The organism is Actinospica acidithermotolerans (assembly GCF_018139625.1).
GTDB classification, from domain to species: Bacteria; Actinomycetota; Actinomycetes; order Streptomycetales; family Catenulisporaceae; genus Actinospica; species Actinospica acidithermotolerans.
Genome location: NZ_JAGSOH010000017.1, coordinates 71663 through 85178, shown reverse-complemented (window position 1 = coordinate 85178; position 13516 = coordinate 71663). Strand labels below are relative to the sequence as shown.

General features: G+C 71.1%; 15 protein-coding genes. 7 read left to right on the top strand and 8 right to left on the bottom strand.

All coding sequences use genetic code 11. The annotated features are described in order from the left end of the window. The coding region (locus KDK95_RS09140; protein ID WP_212517618.1) for an NAD-dependent epimerase/dehydratase family protein at positions 1–719 on the bottom strand (719 nt) is incomplete at its 3' end. Positions 720–959: 240 nt separating this feature from the next. On the opposite strand from KDK95_RS09140, the gene KDK95_RS35680 reads away from it, so the two are divergent. From KDK95_RS35680 to KDK95_RS09130, 3 genes are read left to right on the top strand one after another with little or no spacing between them, the layout of a single operon-like run. Further along, positions 960–1208, top strand: coding sequence for a hypothetical protein (locus tag KDK95_RS35680; protein WP_249160726.1), 249 nt, complete (start codon positions 960–962; stop codon positions 1206–1208). Positions 1209–1242: 34 nt separating this feature from the next. After that, positions 1243–1770 (top strand): GNAT family N-acetyltransferase, encoded by a 528-nt coding sequence (locus tag KDK95_RS09135; RefSeq protein ID WP_307844289.1) that lies wholly within the window; start codon positions 1243–1245, stop codon positions 1768–1770. Positions 1771–1773: 3 nt separating this feature from the next. Beyond that, positions 1774–2625 carry an NUDIX hydrolase gene (locus tag KDK95_RS09130; protein WP_212517616.1) on the top strand — a complete coding sequence of 284 codons (852 nt, stop codon included), beginning with the start codon at positions 1774–1776 and terminating at the stop codon, positions 2623–2625. A gap of 46 nt (positions 2626–2671) precedes the next feature. On the opposite strand, the gene KDK95_RS09125 is transcribed toward KDK95_RS09130, so the two are convergent. The 3 genes from KDK95_RS09125 to KDK95_RS09115 are packed head-to-tail and all read right to left on the bottom strand — an operon-like array spanning position 2672 to position 5339. Then, the gene (locus KDK95_RS09125; RefSeq protein ID WP_212517615.1) at positions 2672–3517 is read right to left on the bottom strand and encodes a TIGR03560 family F420-dependent LLM class oxidoreductase; all 846 of its coding nucleotides are present in this window, start codon (positions 3515–3517) and stop codon (positions 2672–2674) included. 60 nt (positions 3518–3577) lie between these two features. Then, the gene (locus KDK95_RS09120; RefSeq protein WP_212517614.1) at positions 3578–4129 is read right to left on the bottom strand and encodes a hypothetical protein; all 552 of its coding nucleotides are present in this window, start codon (positions 4127–4129) and stop codon (positions 3578–3580) included. 7 nt (positions 4130–4136) lie between these two features. Beyond that, positions 4137–5339 (bottom strand): lysylphosphatidylglycerol synthase transmembrane domain-containing protein, encoded by a 1203-nt coding sequence (locus tag KDK95_RS09115; protein ID WP_212517613.1) that lies wholly within the window; start codon positions 5337–5339, stop codon positions 4137–4139. 136 nt (positions 5340–5475) lie between these two features. Between KDK95_RS09115 and KDK95_RS09110 the strand changes: the two genes are divergently transcribed. Then, positions 5476–6114, top strand: coding sequence for a hypothetical protein (locus KDK95_RS09110; RefSeq protein WP_212517612.1), 639 nt, complete (start codon positions 5476–5478; stop codon positions 6112–6114). Between the two features lie 80 nt (positions 6115–6194). Here KDK95_RS09110 and KDK95_RS09105 read toward each other — a convergent pair whose 3' ends face one another. The 4 genes from KDK95_RS09105 to KDK95_RS09090 all read right to left on the bottom strand — a co-directional run bounded on the left by KDK95_RS09105 (position 6195) and on the right by KDK95_RS09090 (position 9645). Beyond that, positions 6195–7208, bottom strand: coding sequence for an ABC transporter permease (locus tag KDK95_RS09105; protein ID WP_212517611.1), 1014 nt, complete (start codon positions 7206–7208; stop codon positions 6195–6197). Beyond that, positions 7205–8113 (bottom strand): ABC transporter ATP-binding protein, encoded by a 909-nt coding sequence (locus KDK95_RS09100; RefSeq protein WP_212517610.1) that lies wholly within the window; start codon positions 8111–8113, stop codon positions 7205–7207. Before KDK95_RS09100 ends, KDK95_RS09105 begins: the two co-directional genes overlap by 4 nt. Positions 8114–8118: 5 nt before the next feature. After that, positions 8119–8514, bottom strand: coding sequence for a GntR family transcriptional regulator (locus KDK95_RS09095; protein WP_372463293.1), 396 nt, complete (start codon positions 8512–8514; stop codon positions 8119–8121). Positions 8515–9063: 549 nt separating this feature from the next. Next, positions 9064–9645 carry a DoxX family protein gene (locus KDK95_RS09090; RefSeq protein ID WP_212517608.1) on the bottom strand — a complete coding sequence of 194 codons (582 nt, stop codon included), beginning with the start codon at positions 9643–9645 and terminating at the stop codon, positions 9064–9066. A gap of 367 nt (positions 9646–10012) precedes the next feature. Here KDK95_RS09090 and KDK95_RS09085 point away from each other — a divergent pair, with 367 nt between their 5' ends. The 3 genes from KDK95_RS09085 (at position 10013) to KDK95_RS09075 (ending at position 13498) form a co-directional block, all read left to right on the top strand. Next, on the top strand, positions 10013–12115 hold the full coding sequence (locus KDK95_RS09085; RefSeq protein WP_212517607.1) for a putative Ig domain-containing protein: 2103 nt from the start codon (positions 10013–10015) through the stop codon (positions 12113–12115). A gap of 83 nt (positions 12116–12198) precedes the next feature. Further along, positions 12199–12900, top strand: coding sequence for a TIGR00266 family protein (locus KDK95_RS09080; RefSeq protein WP_212517606.1), 702 nt, complete (start codon positions 12199–12201; stop codon positions 12898–12900). A 13-nt stretch (positions 12901–12913) separates the two neighbouring features. Then, entirely contained in the window at positions 12914–13498 is a 585-nt protein-coding gene (locus tag KDK95_RS09075) for a hypothetical protein (protein WP_212517605.1), read from the top strand. Positions 13499–13516 lie beyond the last annotated feature (18 nt).

Sequence of the window (13516 nt, the reverse complement as noted above, 5' to 3'; positions counted from 1 at the left end):
GGCTCGCCGAAGGCGGCGGCTAGGGCGGTGAGCCATTCGCGGGAGGGAGCGGGGTCGTCGTCGACGATGTTGACGGTGGCGTTGGGCCATTCGAGTGCTGCCACCGCGGCGCGGGCGGCATCTTCCACGTGGATGAAGGAGGAGACGCCGTCGTTCGCGGTGATGGCGTGTTCGCGGAGTTGCCGGGCTACGTAGCCGCCGCGCTCGTGCCAGGTGCCGGGACCGTAGAGGAGGCCGTAGCGCAGGACCACGTGCTCGGGCAGGCGGGCGGATTCGGCTTCGAGGGCCTTGACGCCGGCCATCATGCGGGAGCGTTCCGGGGATTCGTCGAGTGGGACGGTCTCGGCGGCGGGGGTGTCTCCGGCTTCGTACACCCACGAGATCGACTGCGCGACCATCTTTCGCGCGCCGACTTCGAGGGCGGCGTCAGCCAGGTGACGCGTGCCCTCGATGCGGAGGCGGGAGTTGGCGGCGAAGTCGCGCTCGCCGAGGGCAGTGAGCTGGTGGACGATGATCTCGGGGCGGTAGGCCTGGAACGCGGCGTTCACCGATTCGGCGTCGAGGGCGTCCATCTGGATGCCGCGGGCGCCTCGGGCGTCGACCGCCTTCACTCCTTCGGCCGAACGAGACGTGCCGGCGACCTCATGACCGTCCGCCAGCAACATCGGCACCAGCAGGCGGCCAATCGCTCCCGTCGCCCCCGCAACCAGAACTCGCATGGCAGCTCCCACTCCCCTGTGTTCAGGAGGCCTGTTCCCGGCCTACCACGCGGCCGTCGCAGCTTCGCGGCAAGCCTTGGTCACCATAGGTATCACGGAAGAGTGCGTACAGGTCCGCCGGCGCCAGCTCGCCCCCGTGCTCGTCCGTCGCTCGCTGGACGACGTCGGCGAACTGCCGCCGGCGGTCTGAACGGCCGGTGGTAGAACTGGGGCGTGAGTCTCCGTTCGCTGCGGCCCAGCTTGCTCGTCGAGCAGGCTGCGGTGCTGACCGACCTGTTCGACCAGTTCGTGCCCGCGCTGCGCGAGGGCATCGTCGAAACCTGTCGCTTGATCGCCCGCGGCGATGAGAACATCGGGCACGCCGCGCATGCGGGCCTGGTCGAGGCCATGCGCGACGGCGATTCGGACCGCGCCGCGGCGGTGCTGGCGGACGAGATCAGGTTCTCGCTCAGCCTGCTGCGGCCGGCCGCCGATCCGGCGACCGACTGAGAGGGCGAACGTGGCGTTGGAAGTGCGCACGGCCGTGGCCGACGATGCCGAGCAGATCGCGCTGCTGCACGCGGACAGCTGGCGGCGGTTCTATCGGGGCGCCTACTCGGACGCGTACCTGGACGGCGACATCCTGTCCGACCGGCTTGCGGTGTGGACTGCGCGGATGTCGGCGCCGGGTCACAGCGGGACGCTCGTCGTAGACGATGGGAACGGCCTGGCCGCGTTCGTGCACGTGGCCCTCGACGACGACGCTCGCTGGGGCAGCCTTGTCGACAACCTGCACGTGCGGCATGATCGGCAGCGATCGGGGCTGGGCCGGGTGCTGCTGCGCAAGGCCGCCGCCGTGGTGGCCGATCGGGCGGCGGACCACTCCCGGATGTATCTGTGGGTGCTGGAACAGAACCTGAGCGCGCAGCGGTTCTATGCGTCGATGGGCGGCGCGTGCGTCGAGAAGACGCTGGTCACGGCACCGCCTGGGACCACGGGCAGGCTGGCCGGCACCCCGGCCAAGCTGCGCATCGCATGGGCCGACGTGTCCGTGCCGGAACTGAGTGAGTGAGCAGTGGGAAGTGCGGATTTTCCGGCGCTGCCGGAGTGGTCGGACCGGATCGCCGAGTTCCTGGCCGGACGGCTGACGCCCGAACCGGCCCGGCTGGCCGCGACCGTCGTCCTGCTGCGGCCGCCTGCTGACGGCGCGTCGGGTGCGCCGGAGATCTACCTCCTGAAGCGCGCCACGACGATGTCCTTCGCCGGGGGCCGCTACGCGTTCCCCGGCGGCCGGGTCGATCCGCGTGACTCGGACGCGTCCGTGGCGTGGGCCGGGCCGTCAGCCGAGGAATGGGGCGCGCGCTTCGGCTGCTCGGCCGCCGACGCCCGCGCCCTGGTCTGCGCCGCGGTGCGCGAGCTGTTCGAGGAGACCGGCGTGCTGTTCGCCGGGCCCTCCCCCACGTCAGTCGTCGAATCCACCGCCGACGACGAGTGGGAGGCGGATCGCCGCGCGCTGGAGACCCGCGAACTCTCGCTCAGCGAACTGCTCACGCGTCGCTCACTCGTGCTGCGTACGGACCTGCTCGGGGCCTGGTCGCGCTGGGTCACGCCCGAATTCGAGCCGCGCCGTTACGACACGGCGTTCTTCGTCGCGTCGCTGCCGCCGGGCCAGCACGCGCGCGACGTGTCGGGCGAGGCCGACACCACCGTCTGGACGTCCGCCGCCCAGGCCATCGCGGATCACGCGGCGGGCACGGTCTCGATGCTTCCCCCGACGATCACGACGCTCCGTCAGCTCGCCGCGTTCCCGAGCGCCGCGGCGGCACTCGCGGCGGCCCCGGACCGCTCGCTCATGCCGATCATCGCCGGTGTGGAGCAGCGGCCGGACGGATTCTGGCTCGTCTGGCCGATTGATTTGACCGGCTGACGATGGCCGGCTGACGGCGCGGTGTGCCTCGCGTGGTACGCCCTGCTCAGTGCGCGACGTCGGACAGCGCGGCGGCCAGCGGCGCCAGCATTGACTCGTCGTAGGGCGGCGGCAGATAGATGATCGCGAGGTCGGCACCCGCAGCGCCGAACGCGGCTGCGTTCGCCGCCGTCTCGACCGCGTCACCCGTGTGGCGCACTTGTACGGAGAGCGTGATCTCGGCGGGATCGCGCTTCTCGGCGGCGCAGTGCCGGTACAGGACGTCGCGGCTGTGGCTGAAGGCCGCGGGCCCAGGGCCCTCGAAGTTCCAGTGCTGGGCGTAGCGGGCGACGGTGCGCAGCGTGCGCTTCTCACCGTTGCCGCCGATCACGACCGGCGGGTGAGGTCGCTGAATCGGCGTAGCGTCGCAGCGTGCGTTGGTGAGGTCGTAGTAGGTGCCGTGAAAGTCGGTGGTGGGCTGATCGGGTGAAAGCAGGCTGATGAGCACCTGACAGGCCTCCTCGAAGCGGTCGCTGCGGACGCGCGGCGAGCCGAGCGCGAGGCCGTGGGCGCCCGCCTCCTCCTCGTCCCAGCCGGCGCCGATGCCGAGTTCGAGCCTGCCGCCCGAGACGATGTCGAGCGTGGCCGCCATGGCGGCCAGGATGCCGGGGTGCCGGTACGGGATTCCGGTGACGAGCGTGCCGAGCCGCAGGCGCCGGGTGGCCTGGGCGAGCGCGGTCAGCACGATCCAGCCTTCGAGGCGGCCGCCCGCGGGATCCGCGCCGTGCTGTACGTATAAGTGGTCCGAGGTCCAGCCTGATTCGAAGATCTCGATCTCGTCGGCGGCCCGCCAGAGGTCGAGCATCGCGGACCAGGACGTGTTCTGCGGGCTGGTCTTGAATCCGAAGCGCATGAACGCATTCTCGACGCCGGGCCGGCTCCGCGGAGCCCGGCCGGTCAGCCAGCCAGCCAGTCAGTCCCAGTTGTTCTGCTGCGGCTGGGTGCGCTCCTCGGCGCGCGGCTCACCGGCGGCCTCCGTGTCACCCACCCGGGTAGCCGGGGCGGGTGTCCATTCGGGGGAAAGCCGGCCGATGGGCTCCTGCCGGGTCCGGCCCTCGCGGACGGTGGCGATCGAGGCCGCGAAGATCATCACCGTCCCCGCACACGCGGCCATGATCGGGCCGGCGCCCACCAGCGCCGAGTGCAGCCCGCTCGGGTTCTGCGCCTGACGCGCGCCCCACAGGACGACGGTGGCGATCGCGACCGCGCCGGCGAGGGTCCACAGCCAGCGCCACCACACGAGGATCCCGGCGAGCACCAGCACCGCGCTGACCAGCATCGGGAGCAGCAGTGAGGTCATGGTCGCCGCGCTCTCGACGGTGAGGCCGTGGTCGAACAGATCCAGGAAGCGGATGTTCGTGCCCTTGCGGCCGCCGTACCACGGCGCGAACGCGCTCCACACGGCGACCACCGCGGCGGCGATCACGAGGATCAGACCGAGCAGCCTTCGGGTCGAGGAAACCATGGGGACTTCACTCCTTTGGCGGTTCCCCCTCCCTTCCAGCCTGCATCACGCCCTCGCTTTCGGCATCCGCTGACGCGCCGTCGCCCGACGTGGCCTCGTTCGACGCCGACCGACCCGACGCGGTCTCGCCCGGCGCCGCTTCGTCGATGCGCGCGATCTCGCGCTTGCTGCGCAGCCAGCGCCACACGGTGAAGTTGATCGCGCCGAACGGGATCGGGACGATGAACGTCAGCGCGCGGGAGAGCAGGATCGCCGCGGCGATCCGGTTGGTGAGCGCGGCGTCGAGGCCCGCGGCCAGGTACGCGGTCAGCCCGACCTCGGTGACGCCGAGGCCGCCGGGGGTGATCGGGATCGTGGTGAGCAGCCGGATCAGCGCGTAGCCCGCGAACGACTTCTCCCAGGAGACCTCGGCCGCGGTCACGCCGCAGGCGCGCAGGCAGGCGAGCTGCACGAACCAGCCGGTCAGGTCGCTGGTCAGGGTGGACACGCTCATCAGCCAGCCGCGCGTTTTGATCAGCTGCGCGGCGCTGTGCTTGAAATCGAGGAACGCCGCCTCGAGATCCTTCGGGCCCGGCCGGTGGAACCAGCCCATCACCTTCGTCGCGGCGCGCTGGGCGAAGCGCCCGAGAGCGGTCATGAAGTTCTCGCTGTGCAGCGCCCAGATCACCACGCCGAGCGCGCCCAGGAAGACGGCGGTGCCGAGGACGGCCGCGAGCACGAGCGAGCGGTTGGCGCTGCCGACGGCGGCCAGTGCGACGAGCGCGACGGCGGGCGTTCCGAACTTGGCGAACTGGCTCCACAGGCCGGAGACGAGCGTGTAGAGCGTGAACTGCTCCAGCCCGAAGCCCCAGGCGGAGGTCATGTTCCAGCTCACGCCGAGGGCGAGAGCGCCACCGCCGGGCACGGTGTTGGCGACGGCCGTGGACGAGAGGTTCATCGCGGCCGCGCGCGGCAGGCTCAGCCCCGGCAGACACGTGGTGATGAACCACCAGCCGGTGAACAGGTTGAGCACCGTCACGCCGATCAGCGCGAGGATCCAGCCCGCGGTCAGCGAGCGCACGTCGTCCCACGCCGCGCTGTACGAGGCGATGCGCGGAAAGATGAAGCCGAAGACGGCGAGGATGACCGCGAGTGCGATGAACTGCGTCAGCCGCTGCCGCCGTCGCCTGGCCCGCTGGTCCGCCGAGGTCCCGCTCTCTGCCTGCGCCACATTCGCGAGTCTAGGGTGGCAGATCGTTCCGGGCACACATCGGGGGGCGGGGCGCGCTGCGGCACACGCGGGCGCGAGCGTGTGACGGGGTGTGAGACCGGTTGCGGGGTCACCTGCCACGGGCGAGGATCAAAAGGTGATTTCGTGGTTGTACGGCGGAGACGGATGGGGCACGCGCGAGCGGGCCATACCCGGCGAGTGGGCGTTGCTGCTGCTCATCGTCGTGCTCGGGGCGGTCTTGGGCCTGATCGTGCTCTGGTTCACGCTGCTGCACCACAAGCGGACCGTGCGGCGCCGGAACCGGCGGCGGACCGAGCTGGCGATGCTGGACGTCGGCCCGGCCGCGGACGAGGCCGATGCGGGCGCCGAGACGGAAGCCGCGGCGGAAGCCGATACGGGCGCCGAGACAGAAACTGCGGCGGAGGCTGCGACGGTAGCCGAACCGGAGGAAGCTGCAACGGTGGCCGAACCGGAGGCCGCGGCCGAGGGGGCGCAGGCCGCGCAACCGGAGGCCGCGCAATCCCCCGAGGCAGCTGCCGGCCAGGATGAGGTCTCGCCGCCGAAGGCCCTGCTCACCGGCGCGAGCGCGCAGCGGAAGCTGACGGACGAGATCCTCTCGCGGGTCGAGGCCGAGCTCGCCGGGCGCGAACGGCCGCGCTGGAAGGAGCTGGCCGCACTCGTGCACCGCGAGTTCGGGGTGAGTGTGCACCCGAGCTCGATTCAGAAGGCCGTCAAGAGGCGCCGCCTCGCCCAGGCAGGCTCCCAGACGACGTAACCGCCGCATGCGCGAGACCCGAACCGGCGGAAACGGCTCGGGTCGTGCGCGCCCCGCGGGGTGCGCGGGAGCGTGCCCGCTCAGCTGATCCGGCGCAGGCGGACGATCGCGAAGCCGATCAGCAGCGCGGCGAGCGCGAGGAAGATGCCCGACTCGATCCACTGGAAGTCCCAGAAGCGGTCGGGGCCCTGGTACAGCTGCAGGTTGTACGCCCCCTGGTAGGCCGCGTCCGCGCACGGGTTGGCCCCCACATCCATGCCCCCGGTGCCACTGGTCATCAGGCTGGTGACGTTGCCGCCCGAGCACTGCAGCTGACCGTCCGCGATCAAGGTCTTGCCGGTGGCGCTGATGACGGAGTTCGAGTAGATCCAGTCGCCCGCGTACGAGTTGAGCTGGTCGGTGCTGGCGATCGGGAGCTTGATCGACTCGGGACCGAGGTAGTGCTTGCGCGCCACCCATTCGACCACGGCTCGCACGGCGACGAAGCCGGCGACCGTGACGCCCATCGCCGGGAGCACCTTGCGCGTGTACACCCCGAGGAAGACGCCGAGCGCCACCGCGAAGAGCGTGTAGGCGACCGGGACCACGCCCTGGATGTCGAAGGACAGGTAGTTCATCCGTCCGCTGCCCTGGGAGAGCAGCGGCGCCGCCCACCAGCCGACGCCCCAGGCGTAGAGCACGCCGATGGCGAGCGCGACCAGCCCGATGAGGCCGAATTTGGCCACCGCCCAGCGCAGCCGGCTCACGCCCTGCGTCCAGACGAAGCGGTGCGTGCCGCGCTCGAACTCCTGCGCGACGAGCGGGGCGCCGAAGAAGATCCCGACGAAGACAGGGAAGAGCACGAACAGGATCCCGACGAAGGCCAGGCCGTTGTAGTGCTGGGAGAACGCGTTGGCGAGCCGGCCGCAGTCCCCGACGTTCTGGCCGATGGTCTGGCCGGTGCCGGCCGCCGCGATGCAGGCGGCGAGGCCCGAGTCCACGTAGTCGTGGTGCATGGACAGGCCGGTGGGCACGAGCACGGCGGCCGCGACCGCCAGGGCGACGAGGGTGTAGAGCAGCTGCTTGCGGTGCTGCCGCCAGGTCAACCAGATCATTTCGCCGCCAACTCCCCCTGGGTCTGCGTCCGCGCCTCGGAACCCGCCGTCAGATACGCGAGTACGAGGTCTTCCAAGTTCACGTCCTGCGCGCGCCAGCCCTCGGCGAGCGCCGGCATCGCGCCGGGCAGCCGCACCAGCAGCGTCGACTGCCGGTCGGTCCGGCTGGCCCGGATGACCGCGAAGGTGCCGGCGAGCGCGCTCGCCTCGCTCTCCCGCGGGCCGATCAGGGTCCTGTGCCGGGCCAGCAGGTCGTCCACGTCCCCGCTCAGCTGCACGTGCGCCTTCTGCAGCACGATCAGAAAGTCGCAGGCGCGCTCAAGGTCGGCGAGCAGATGCGAGGAGAGCAGCACGGTGGTGTCCGTCTCGCTGACCGCGCCCATCAGCGTCTGCATGAACTCGTGCCTGGCCAACGGGTCCAGGCTCGCGATCGGCTCGTCGAGCAGCAGCAGCCTGGGCCGCTTGGCCAGCGCGAGCGCGAGCGCCACCTGGGCGCGCTGTCCGCCGGAGAGCTTGCCGACCGCGCGGCCGGTCGGGATGTCGAGGCGGGAGAGCCGCTCGTGCGCGAGCGCCGCGTCCCAGGTGCGGTTGAGCTTTCCGCCGAGCTTGACCAGCTCGGCGGCGCTGAAGTCGCGGTAGAGCGGCGTGTCCTGGGCGACGAAGCCGATGTCGGCCAGCGCTTCGCGACCGGCGCGCGGGTCGCGGCCGAACACCCGCGCCTCGCCCTCGTCCGGCCGCAGCAGGCCGACGGCCAGGTGCAGCAGCGTCGTCTTGCCGGCCCCGTTCGGGCCGACCAGCGCGGCGATCCGCCCGATCGGCAGCCGCAGGCTGCAGTCCCGGAGCGCCCAGGTGCGCCCGTAGCGCTTTCCCAGGCCCGCGACCTGCAGCGCGGTGTCATCTGTCATGGCGTTCAGTTCCCCTCGGTTCCGTCGAAGGTGGAGCGTACGGTGGTTTCGATCAGGGCCGTGATATCCTCGCGGGTCAGGCCGGCGGACCGTGCCCTGCCGAGCCAGCCCACGAGCTCGTCGCGCAGCTCGGCCTGGCTGCCGAGCGAGGGCCCGGCGAGCGTGCCGACCAGGAAGGTGCCGCCGCCGGGCCGCCCCTCGGTCAGGCCCTCGAGCCGCAACTCCCGGTACGCCTTGAGCACGGTGTTGGGATTGATGGCCAGCTGCTGGGCCACGTCGCGCACCCGGGGCAGCTGGTCGCCCGGCCGAACCAGGCCGACGCGCAGCGCCTGCTTCACCTGGAGGACCAGCTGCATGTAGGTGGCGACCTGGGAGCGGCCGTCCAGCACGAACTCGATCACGAGCACTTCTCCTATTGTCTTACGACAGTAAGACAGCCTGGACGCGACAGAGGGGCCTGTCAAGCCCTCTCGGACTGACAGGCCCCTGAACTGGGATTACCGAGACTAGCCAACGCACGGCGCGCGGACCGCAGCGCGGACTACAGCCGCGGACCAGAGTGCAGACCACAGCACAGAACCTTGCGCGGACCACGGTGCACACCGCCGGGCAGACCTCAGTGCAGACCGCCGCGGACCTCAGCGCAGACCCCAGCGCAGAATTCCGCGCGGACCTCAGTGCAGACCGCTGGGCAGACCGCCGCGCGGACCACAGTGCAGACCGCTGGGCAGAACTCTGCGCGGACCACAGCGCAGACCGCCGCGGAGCTCAGTGCAGGCCCCAGCGCAGAATTCCGCGCGGACCTCAGTGCAGAAATCCCCGCGGACCACAGCACAGACCCCCGCACAGATCGCTGCCCGGACCCCAACGCGCACCACAGCGCGGACCTCAGCGCAGAAATCCCCGCGGACCACAGCGCAGACCTCCGCGCCGCCTGGGACCGCGGCGGGTCACTCGGCCGGGGCGGAGTCCTCGGCGTCCGCGGCCGCCGCGTCGGCGCGGCGGGCGAGCACCTGGTTGCGCCGCGCGATCACGGCGGTGGCCACGCCCGCGGTGCCGACGAACGCGGCGGCGGCGAGCCAGGGGCGGTCGAGGACGTGGCCGGTCGCGTCGTCCAGGGAGAGCGTGCCCGCGCCGGTCAACCCGAGGCCGGCCGCGCCGAGCCCTATCAGCAGCGGCAGCTCGTAGCCGCCGCGCATCGCGAACAGGCCCTTCTCCCAGTTCACCGATGCCGCCGCGGCCATCGTGCCGGCCGCCGCCGCGCCCGCGGCGGGCGTGGCCAGGCCGAGTGCGAGCAGCGCGCCGCCGCCGGTCTCGCCGACGCCGGCCGCGATCGCGCTCTCCCGGCCCGGCTCGAAGCCCATCGACTCCATCGCCGCCGCGGTCCCCTCGACCCCGCCGCCGCCGAACAGGCCGAACAGCTTCTGCACGCCGTGCGCCATCAGCACCCCGCCGATCCCGAGGCGCATCAGCAGCAGGCCGACGTCCCGGCTGCACGTGCAGGAGGCCTGCCTCTTCGCTCGTCCCGCCATGATCCGCTCCCTGCCTCTCGACATCGCCCCTTACCGCCATCCTGCGCCGCACGGGGCGCATCGCGCAGCCCGGCTGGGCCGTTCGTGCACCCGCGGATTCTGAGTGTTCCCTGAGATCTTCATGAAGTTTTTGACAAGAACCTCTACAGAATCCGTTGACCCTCCAGTACCCCGGCGCTACGTTTCCTGGCAGCACGGCGCCGGAACGACCGGTCGGTCGGCCCGGCTTCCGCCACCCACGCTCCTCCCGTACGTGAGAACCCTGACACCACAACACGGCCGGATCCACCCACTCCCTTCGGGCCGCGGCGATCCCGCGCGCCCGAGAACCGGGTCCTGCCGCTGATCCGAGAGGGGAACACCCGCAGTGAGACTCACCGACCGGCTGCGTGCTCCGGCACGCGTTGTCACCGCCGTCGCGCTCGGCGGCGCACTCGCGCTGAGCAGCACGGCGGCGGCCACCGCCGCCTCGAGCACCCACCCCGCGCTCTCCGCCGCCCAGCGGATGATCGCCAACGAGGCGGCCGGCTCCGCGCACGCCGCGCAGCCCGCGGCGAGCGCCGCGAACTCCGGCGCGAAGAACGTCTGCTCCGCCAAGATCACGGCCACCAAGAAGGCGTGCTTCGCGCTGCGCCGCGACGGCATCCACCCGGTTTCCGCGGCCGCGTCGCCGAACGCGATCCCGTCCGGCTACGGCTACGGGCCCTCGCAGCTGCAGGCGGCGTACAACATGACCTCCGCGTCGGCCTCGGACGGCTCCGGCCGGACCATCGCCATCGTCGACGCGTACGACGACGCGAACGCCGCCAGCGACCTGGCCGCGTACCGCTCGGCCGCCGGCCTGCCCGCGGTGCCCAGTTTCAAGAAGGTGAACCAGAACGGCGCCACCTCCCCGCTGCCTTCGGCGCCGCCCTCCGGGGACGACTGGACCGTGGAGGAATCGCTCGACCTGGACATGGCCTCGGCCATGTGCCCGCTCTGCAACATCGTGCTGGTTGAGGCGAACGACGACAGCAGCGACGGCCTGTACGTGGCGAACAACGCCGCGGCGAGCCTGGCCGGCTACATCTCCAACTCGTGGGGCGGCAGCGACTCGTCCACCGACACGTCGTACGACTCCTCGTACTTCACCCACGCGTCGGGCATCGTGACCACGGTGTCCGCGGGCGACTCGGACTACGGCGTGAGCTACCCGGCGACCTCGCCGAAGGTGGTCTCGGTCGGCGGCACCGCGCTGAAGACGGCCTCGAACTCTCGCGGCTGGACCGAGTCGGTGTGGAACACCACGACGGGCTCCGAGGGCACCGGATCCGGCTGCTCGTCGTACGAGTCGCAGCCGTCCTGGCAGACCGCGCTCGGCCTGAGCGGCTGCTCCGGGCGCATCGACAACGATGTGGCGGCGGACGCCGACCCGGCGACGGGCGTCGCGGTCTACGACACGTCCAACGGCAACTCCGGCTGGAACGAGGTCGGCGGCACCAGCGCCTCCTCGCCGATGGTGGCCGCGATGTACGCGCTGGCGGGCAACGCGGGCGCGAACCCGGCGGACGACGTCTACACCCACACCGGCAACTTCTACGACGTCACCTCGGGCAACGACGGCTCGTGCAGCCCTGCCTACCTGTGCACCGCGGAGACCGGCTACGACGGCCCGACCGGCATCGGCACCCCGAACGGCATCGCCGGCCTGCAGACCGGCACGAGCAGCGGCGGCAACACCGTCACCGTGACGAACCCCGGCAGCCAGACCGGGACCGTCGGCACGGCAGTCTCGCTGCAGGTCTCGGCGACCGACTCGGCCTCGGGGCAGACGCTCAGCTACAGCGCCACCGGCCTGCCGGCCGGCCTGTCGATCAGCAGCAGCGGCCTGATCTCCGGCACCCCGACCACCGCCGCCACCTCGAGCGTGACGGTCACCGCCACCGACACGACCGGGGCGTCCGGGTCGGCGACGTTCAGCTGGACGATCAGCTCCAGCTCGGGCGGCGGCGGGTGCACCGCGGCGCAGCTTCTCGGCAATCCGGGCTTCGAGAGCGGCAGTATCAGCCCCTGGTCCTCGACCGCCAACGTGCTCAACAGCTCGTCGAGCGAGCCGGCGCACTCGGGCAGCTACGACGCCTGGCTCGACGGCTACGGCACGACCCACACGGACACCCTGGCGCAGAAGGTGACCATCCCGTCGACGTGCGTCAAGGCGACGTTCTCGTTCTGGCTGCACATCGACACCTCGGAGACGACCACCACCACGGCCTTCGACACGCTCAAGGTCCAGGTGCTCAACTCCGGCGGCACGGTCGTGGCGACGCTCGCGACGTTCTCCAACCTCGACCACAACTCCGGCTACGCCCAGCACTCCTACAGTCTGAACTCGTACATCGGTCAGACCGTCACCCTCAAGTTCACCGGGTCCGAGGACTCCTCCCTGCAGACCTCGTTCGTGGACGACGACAACGCGGTGAACGTCAACTGAGCGCGCTGAACGCCGGCTAGCGAGCCGACGTGCCGGGGCGGCGTACACATCCGTGAAGAGCGCGGATGTGTACGCTGCCTGCTATGCAGACGACCATCAAGGGCACGACGCTACCGGTCCTCGAGATCACGTTGAACCCCGGGGAATCGGTCATCTCCACGCACGGCGAGCTGTCATGGATGTCGCCGAACATCACCCTGTCGCAGACCACCGGCGGCCGGGGCGGCGGCGGCTTCCTCTCGGCGGTCAAGCGCGCCATCGGGGGCGGCAGCTTCTTCCAGACGCAGTATCAGGCGCAGGGCTCCGGGCCCGGCATGATCGCGTTCGCCACGAAGGTCCCCGGTGAGATCCTGCCGATGCAGGTCGGACCCGGCCGCGGCCTGTACGTGCACCGGCACGGCTTCCTGTGCGGCACCCCGGGCATCCAGGCGACGGCGTCCTCGGTTCCGGGCCTCGGCGCCGGGCTGTGGGGCGGCGAGGGCTTCGTGCTGCAGCGGCTGGAGGGCAACGGCGAGGCGTGGATCGAGTTGTCCGGCGAGGTGTCGACCTATCAGCTGGCGCCAGGTCAGACGATGCTCGTGCACCCGGGTCACGTGGGGCTGTTCCAGGAGAGCGTGAGCTTCCAGATCACCCGGCTGCAGGGTGTGCGCAACATACTGTTCGGCGACAACGGACTGCACCTGGTCGCGCTGACCGGTCCCGGCGAGATCTGGCTGCAGTCCATGCCGATCCCGCTGCTGGCGCACGCCGTGTACCCCTACCTGCCGCGCCCCTCCTCGAACTGAAGCCGGCGTACACATGGACGTCGTCGGCCGGGGCGGCCGGTGGATGCGCGAATCCATCGACGCGGTCCCGGCGACCACTCTCCCGTGGACGAATCCGTGGAAGTGCACGCTCGCCGGGATACTGATCCGCAGGCCGGCGTCCCCGCTGCTCGACGCCGGGCCGCTCGGGATCCTGGACCGGTTCGGCGCCCTTCATCTGGACGGCACGCAGGTCGGCTTCGACGGCGAGCCGCACGAGTGGGACCGGGTCACCGGCGTGCGGACGTGCAGCGCGATCGAACTGCTCACGAACGACGCGCTGGAGCGGGAGGTGGATCGCATCCGCCATCTGCTGCCGCCGGTACCCGGTCGCAAGAAGCTGATGATGTACGTCGCCGAGCATCTGACGCTCGTGCTCTACACCGCGCTGGACCAGAGCGAGGCCGCGCTGCACCGCGAGATCGTCGCGGAGGTTCGGTACCGCGGCCCGGTTCCCGGGGCCAGACGCGTGGCCCGACCAGGCCTTTTCGCCGCAGCGCTGCTGTCGCTGAGGCCTGATGCCAACGAGGCGCTGATCGGCGAGGCAACGCGACGCGAGATCCCCGTGGCGTCCCGGTGAACGCGTGAGATCCACCTT

What these genes read in the sequence shown, in the direction of transcription:
- KDK95_RS09075 (WP_212517605.1), top strand. Translation starts at nt 12,914, where the DNA reads ATGGACGTCGTCGGCCGGGGCGGCCGGTGGATGCGCGAATCCATCGAC.
- KDK95_RS09100 (WP_212517610.1), bottom strand. Translation starts at nt 8,113, where the DNA reads ATGACAGATGACACCGCGCTGCAGGTCGCGGGCCTGGGAAAGCGCTAC.
- KDK95_RS09120 (WP_212517614.1), bottom strand. Translation starts at nt 4,129, where the DNA reads ATGGTTTCCTCGACCCGAAGGCTGCTCGGTCTGATCCTCGTGATCGCC.
- KDK95_RS09090 (WP_212517608.1), bottom strand. Translation starts at nt 9,645, where the DNA reads ATGGCGGGACGAGCGAAGAGGCAGGCCTCCTGCACGTGCAGCCGGGAC.
- KDK95_RS09080 (WP_212517606.1), top strand. Translation starts at nt 12,199, where the DNA reads ATGCAGACGACCATCAAGGGCACGACGCTACCGGTCCTCGAGATCACG.
- KDK95_RS09105 (WP_212517611.1), bottom strand. Translation starts at nt 7,208, where the DNA reads ATGATCTGGTTGACCTGGCGGCAGCACCGCAAGCAGCTGCTCTACACC.
- KDK95_RS09125 (WP_212517615.1), bottom strand. Translation starts at nt 3,517, where the DNA reads ATGCGCTTCGGATTCAAGACCAGCCCGCAGAACACGTCCTGGTCCGCG.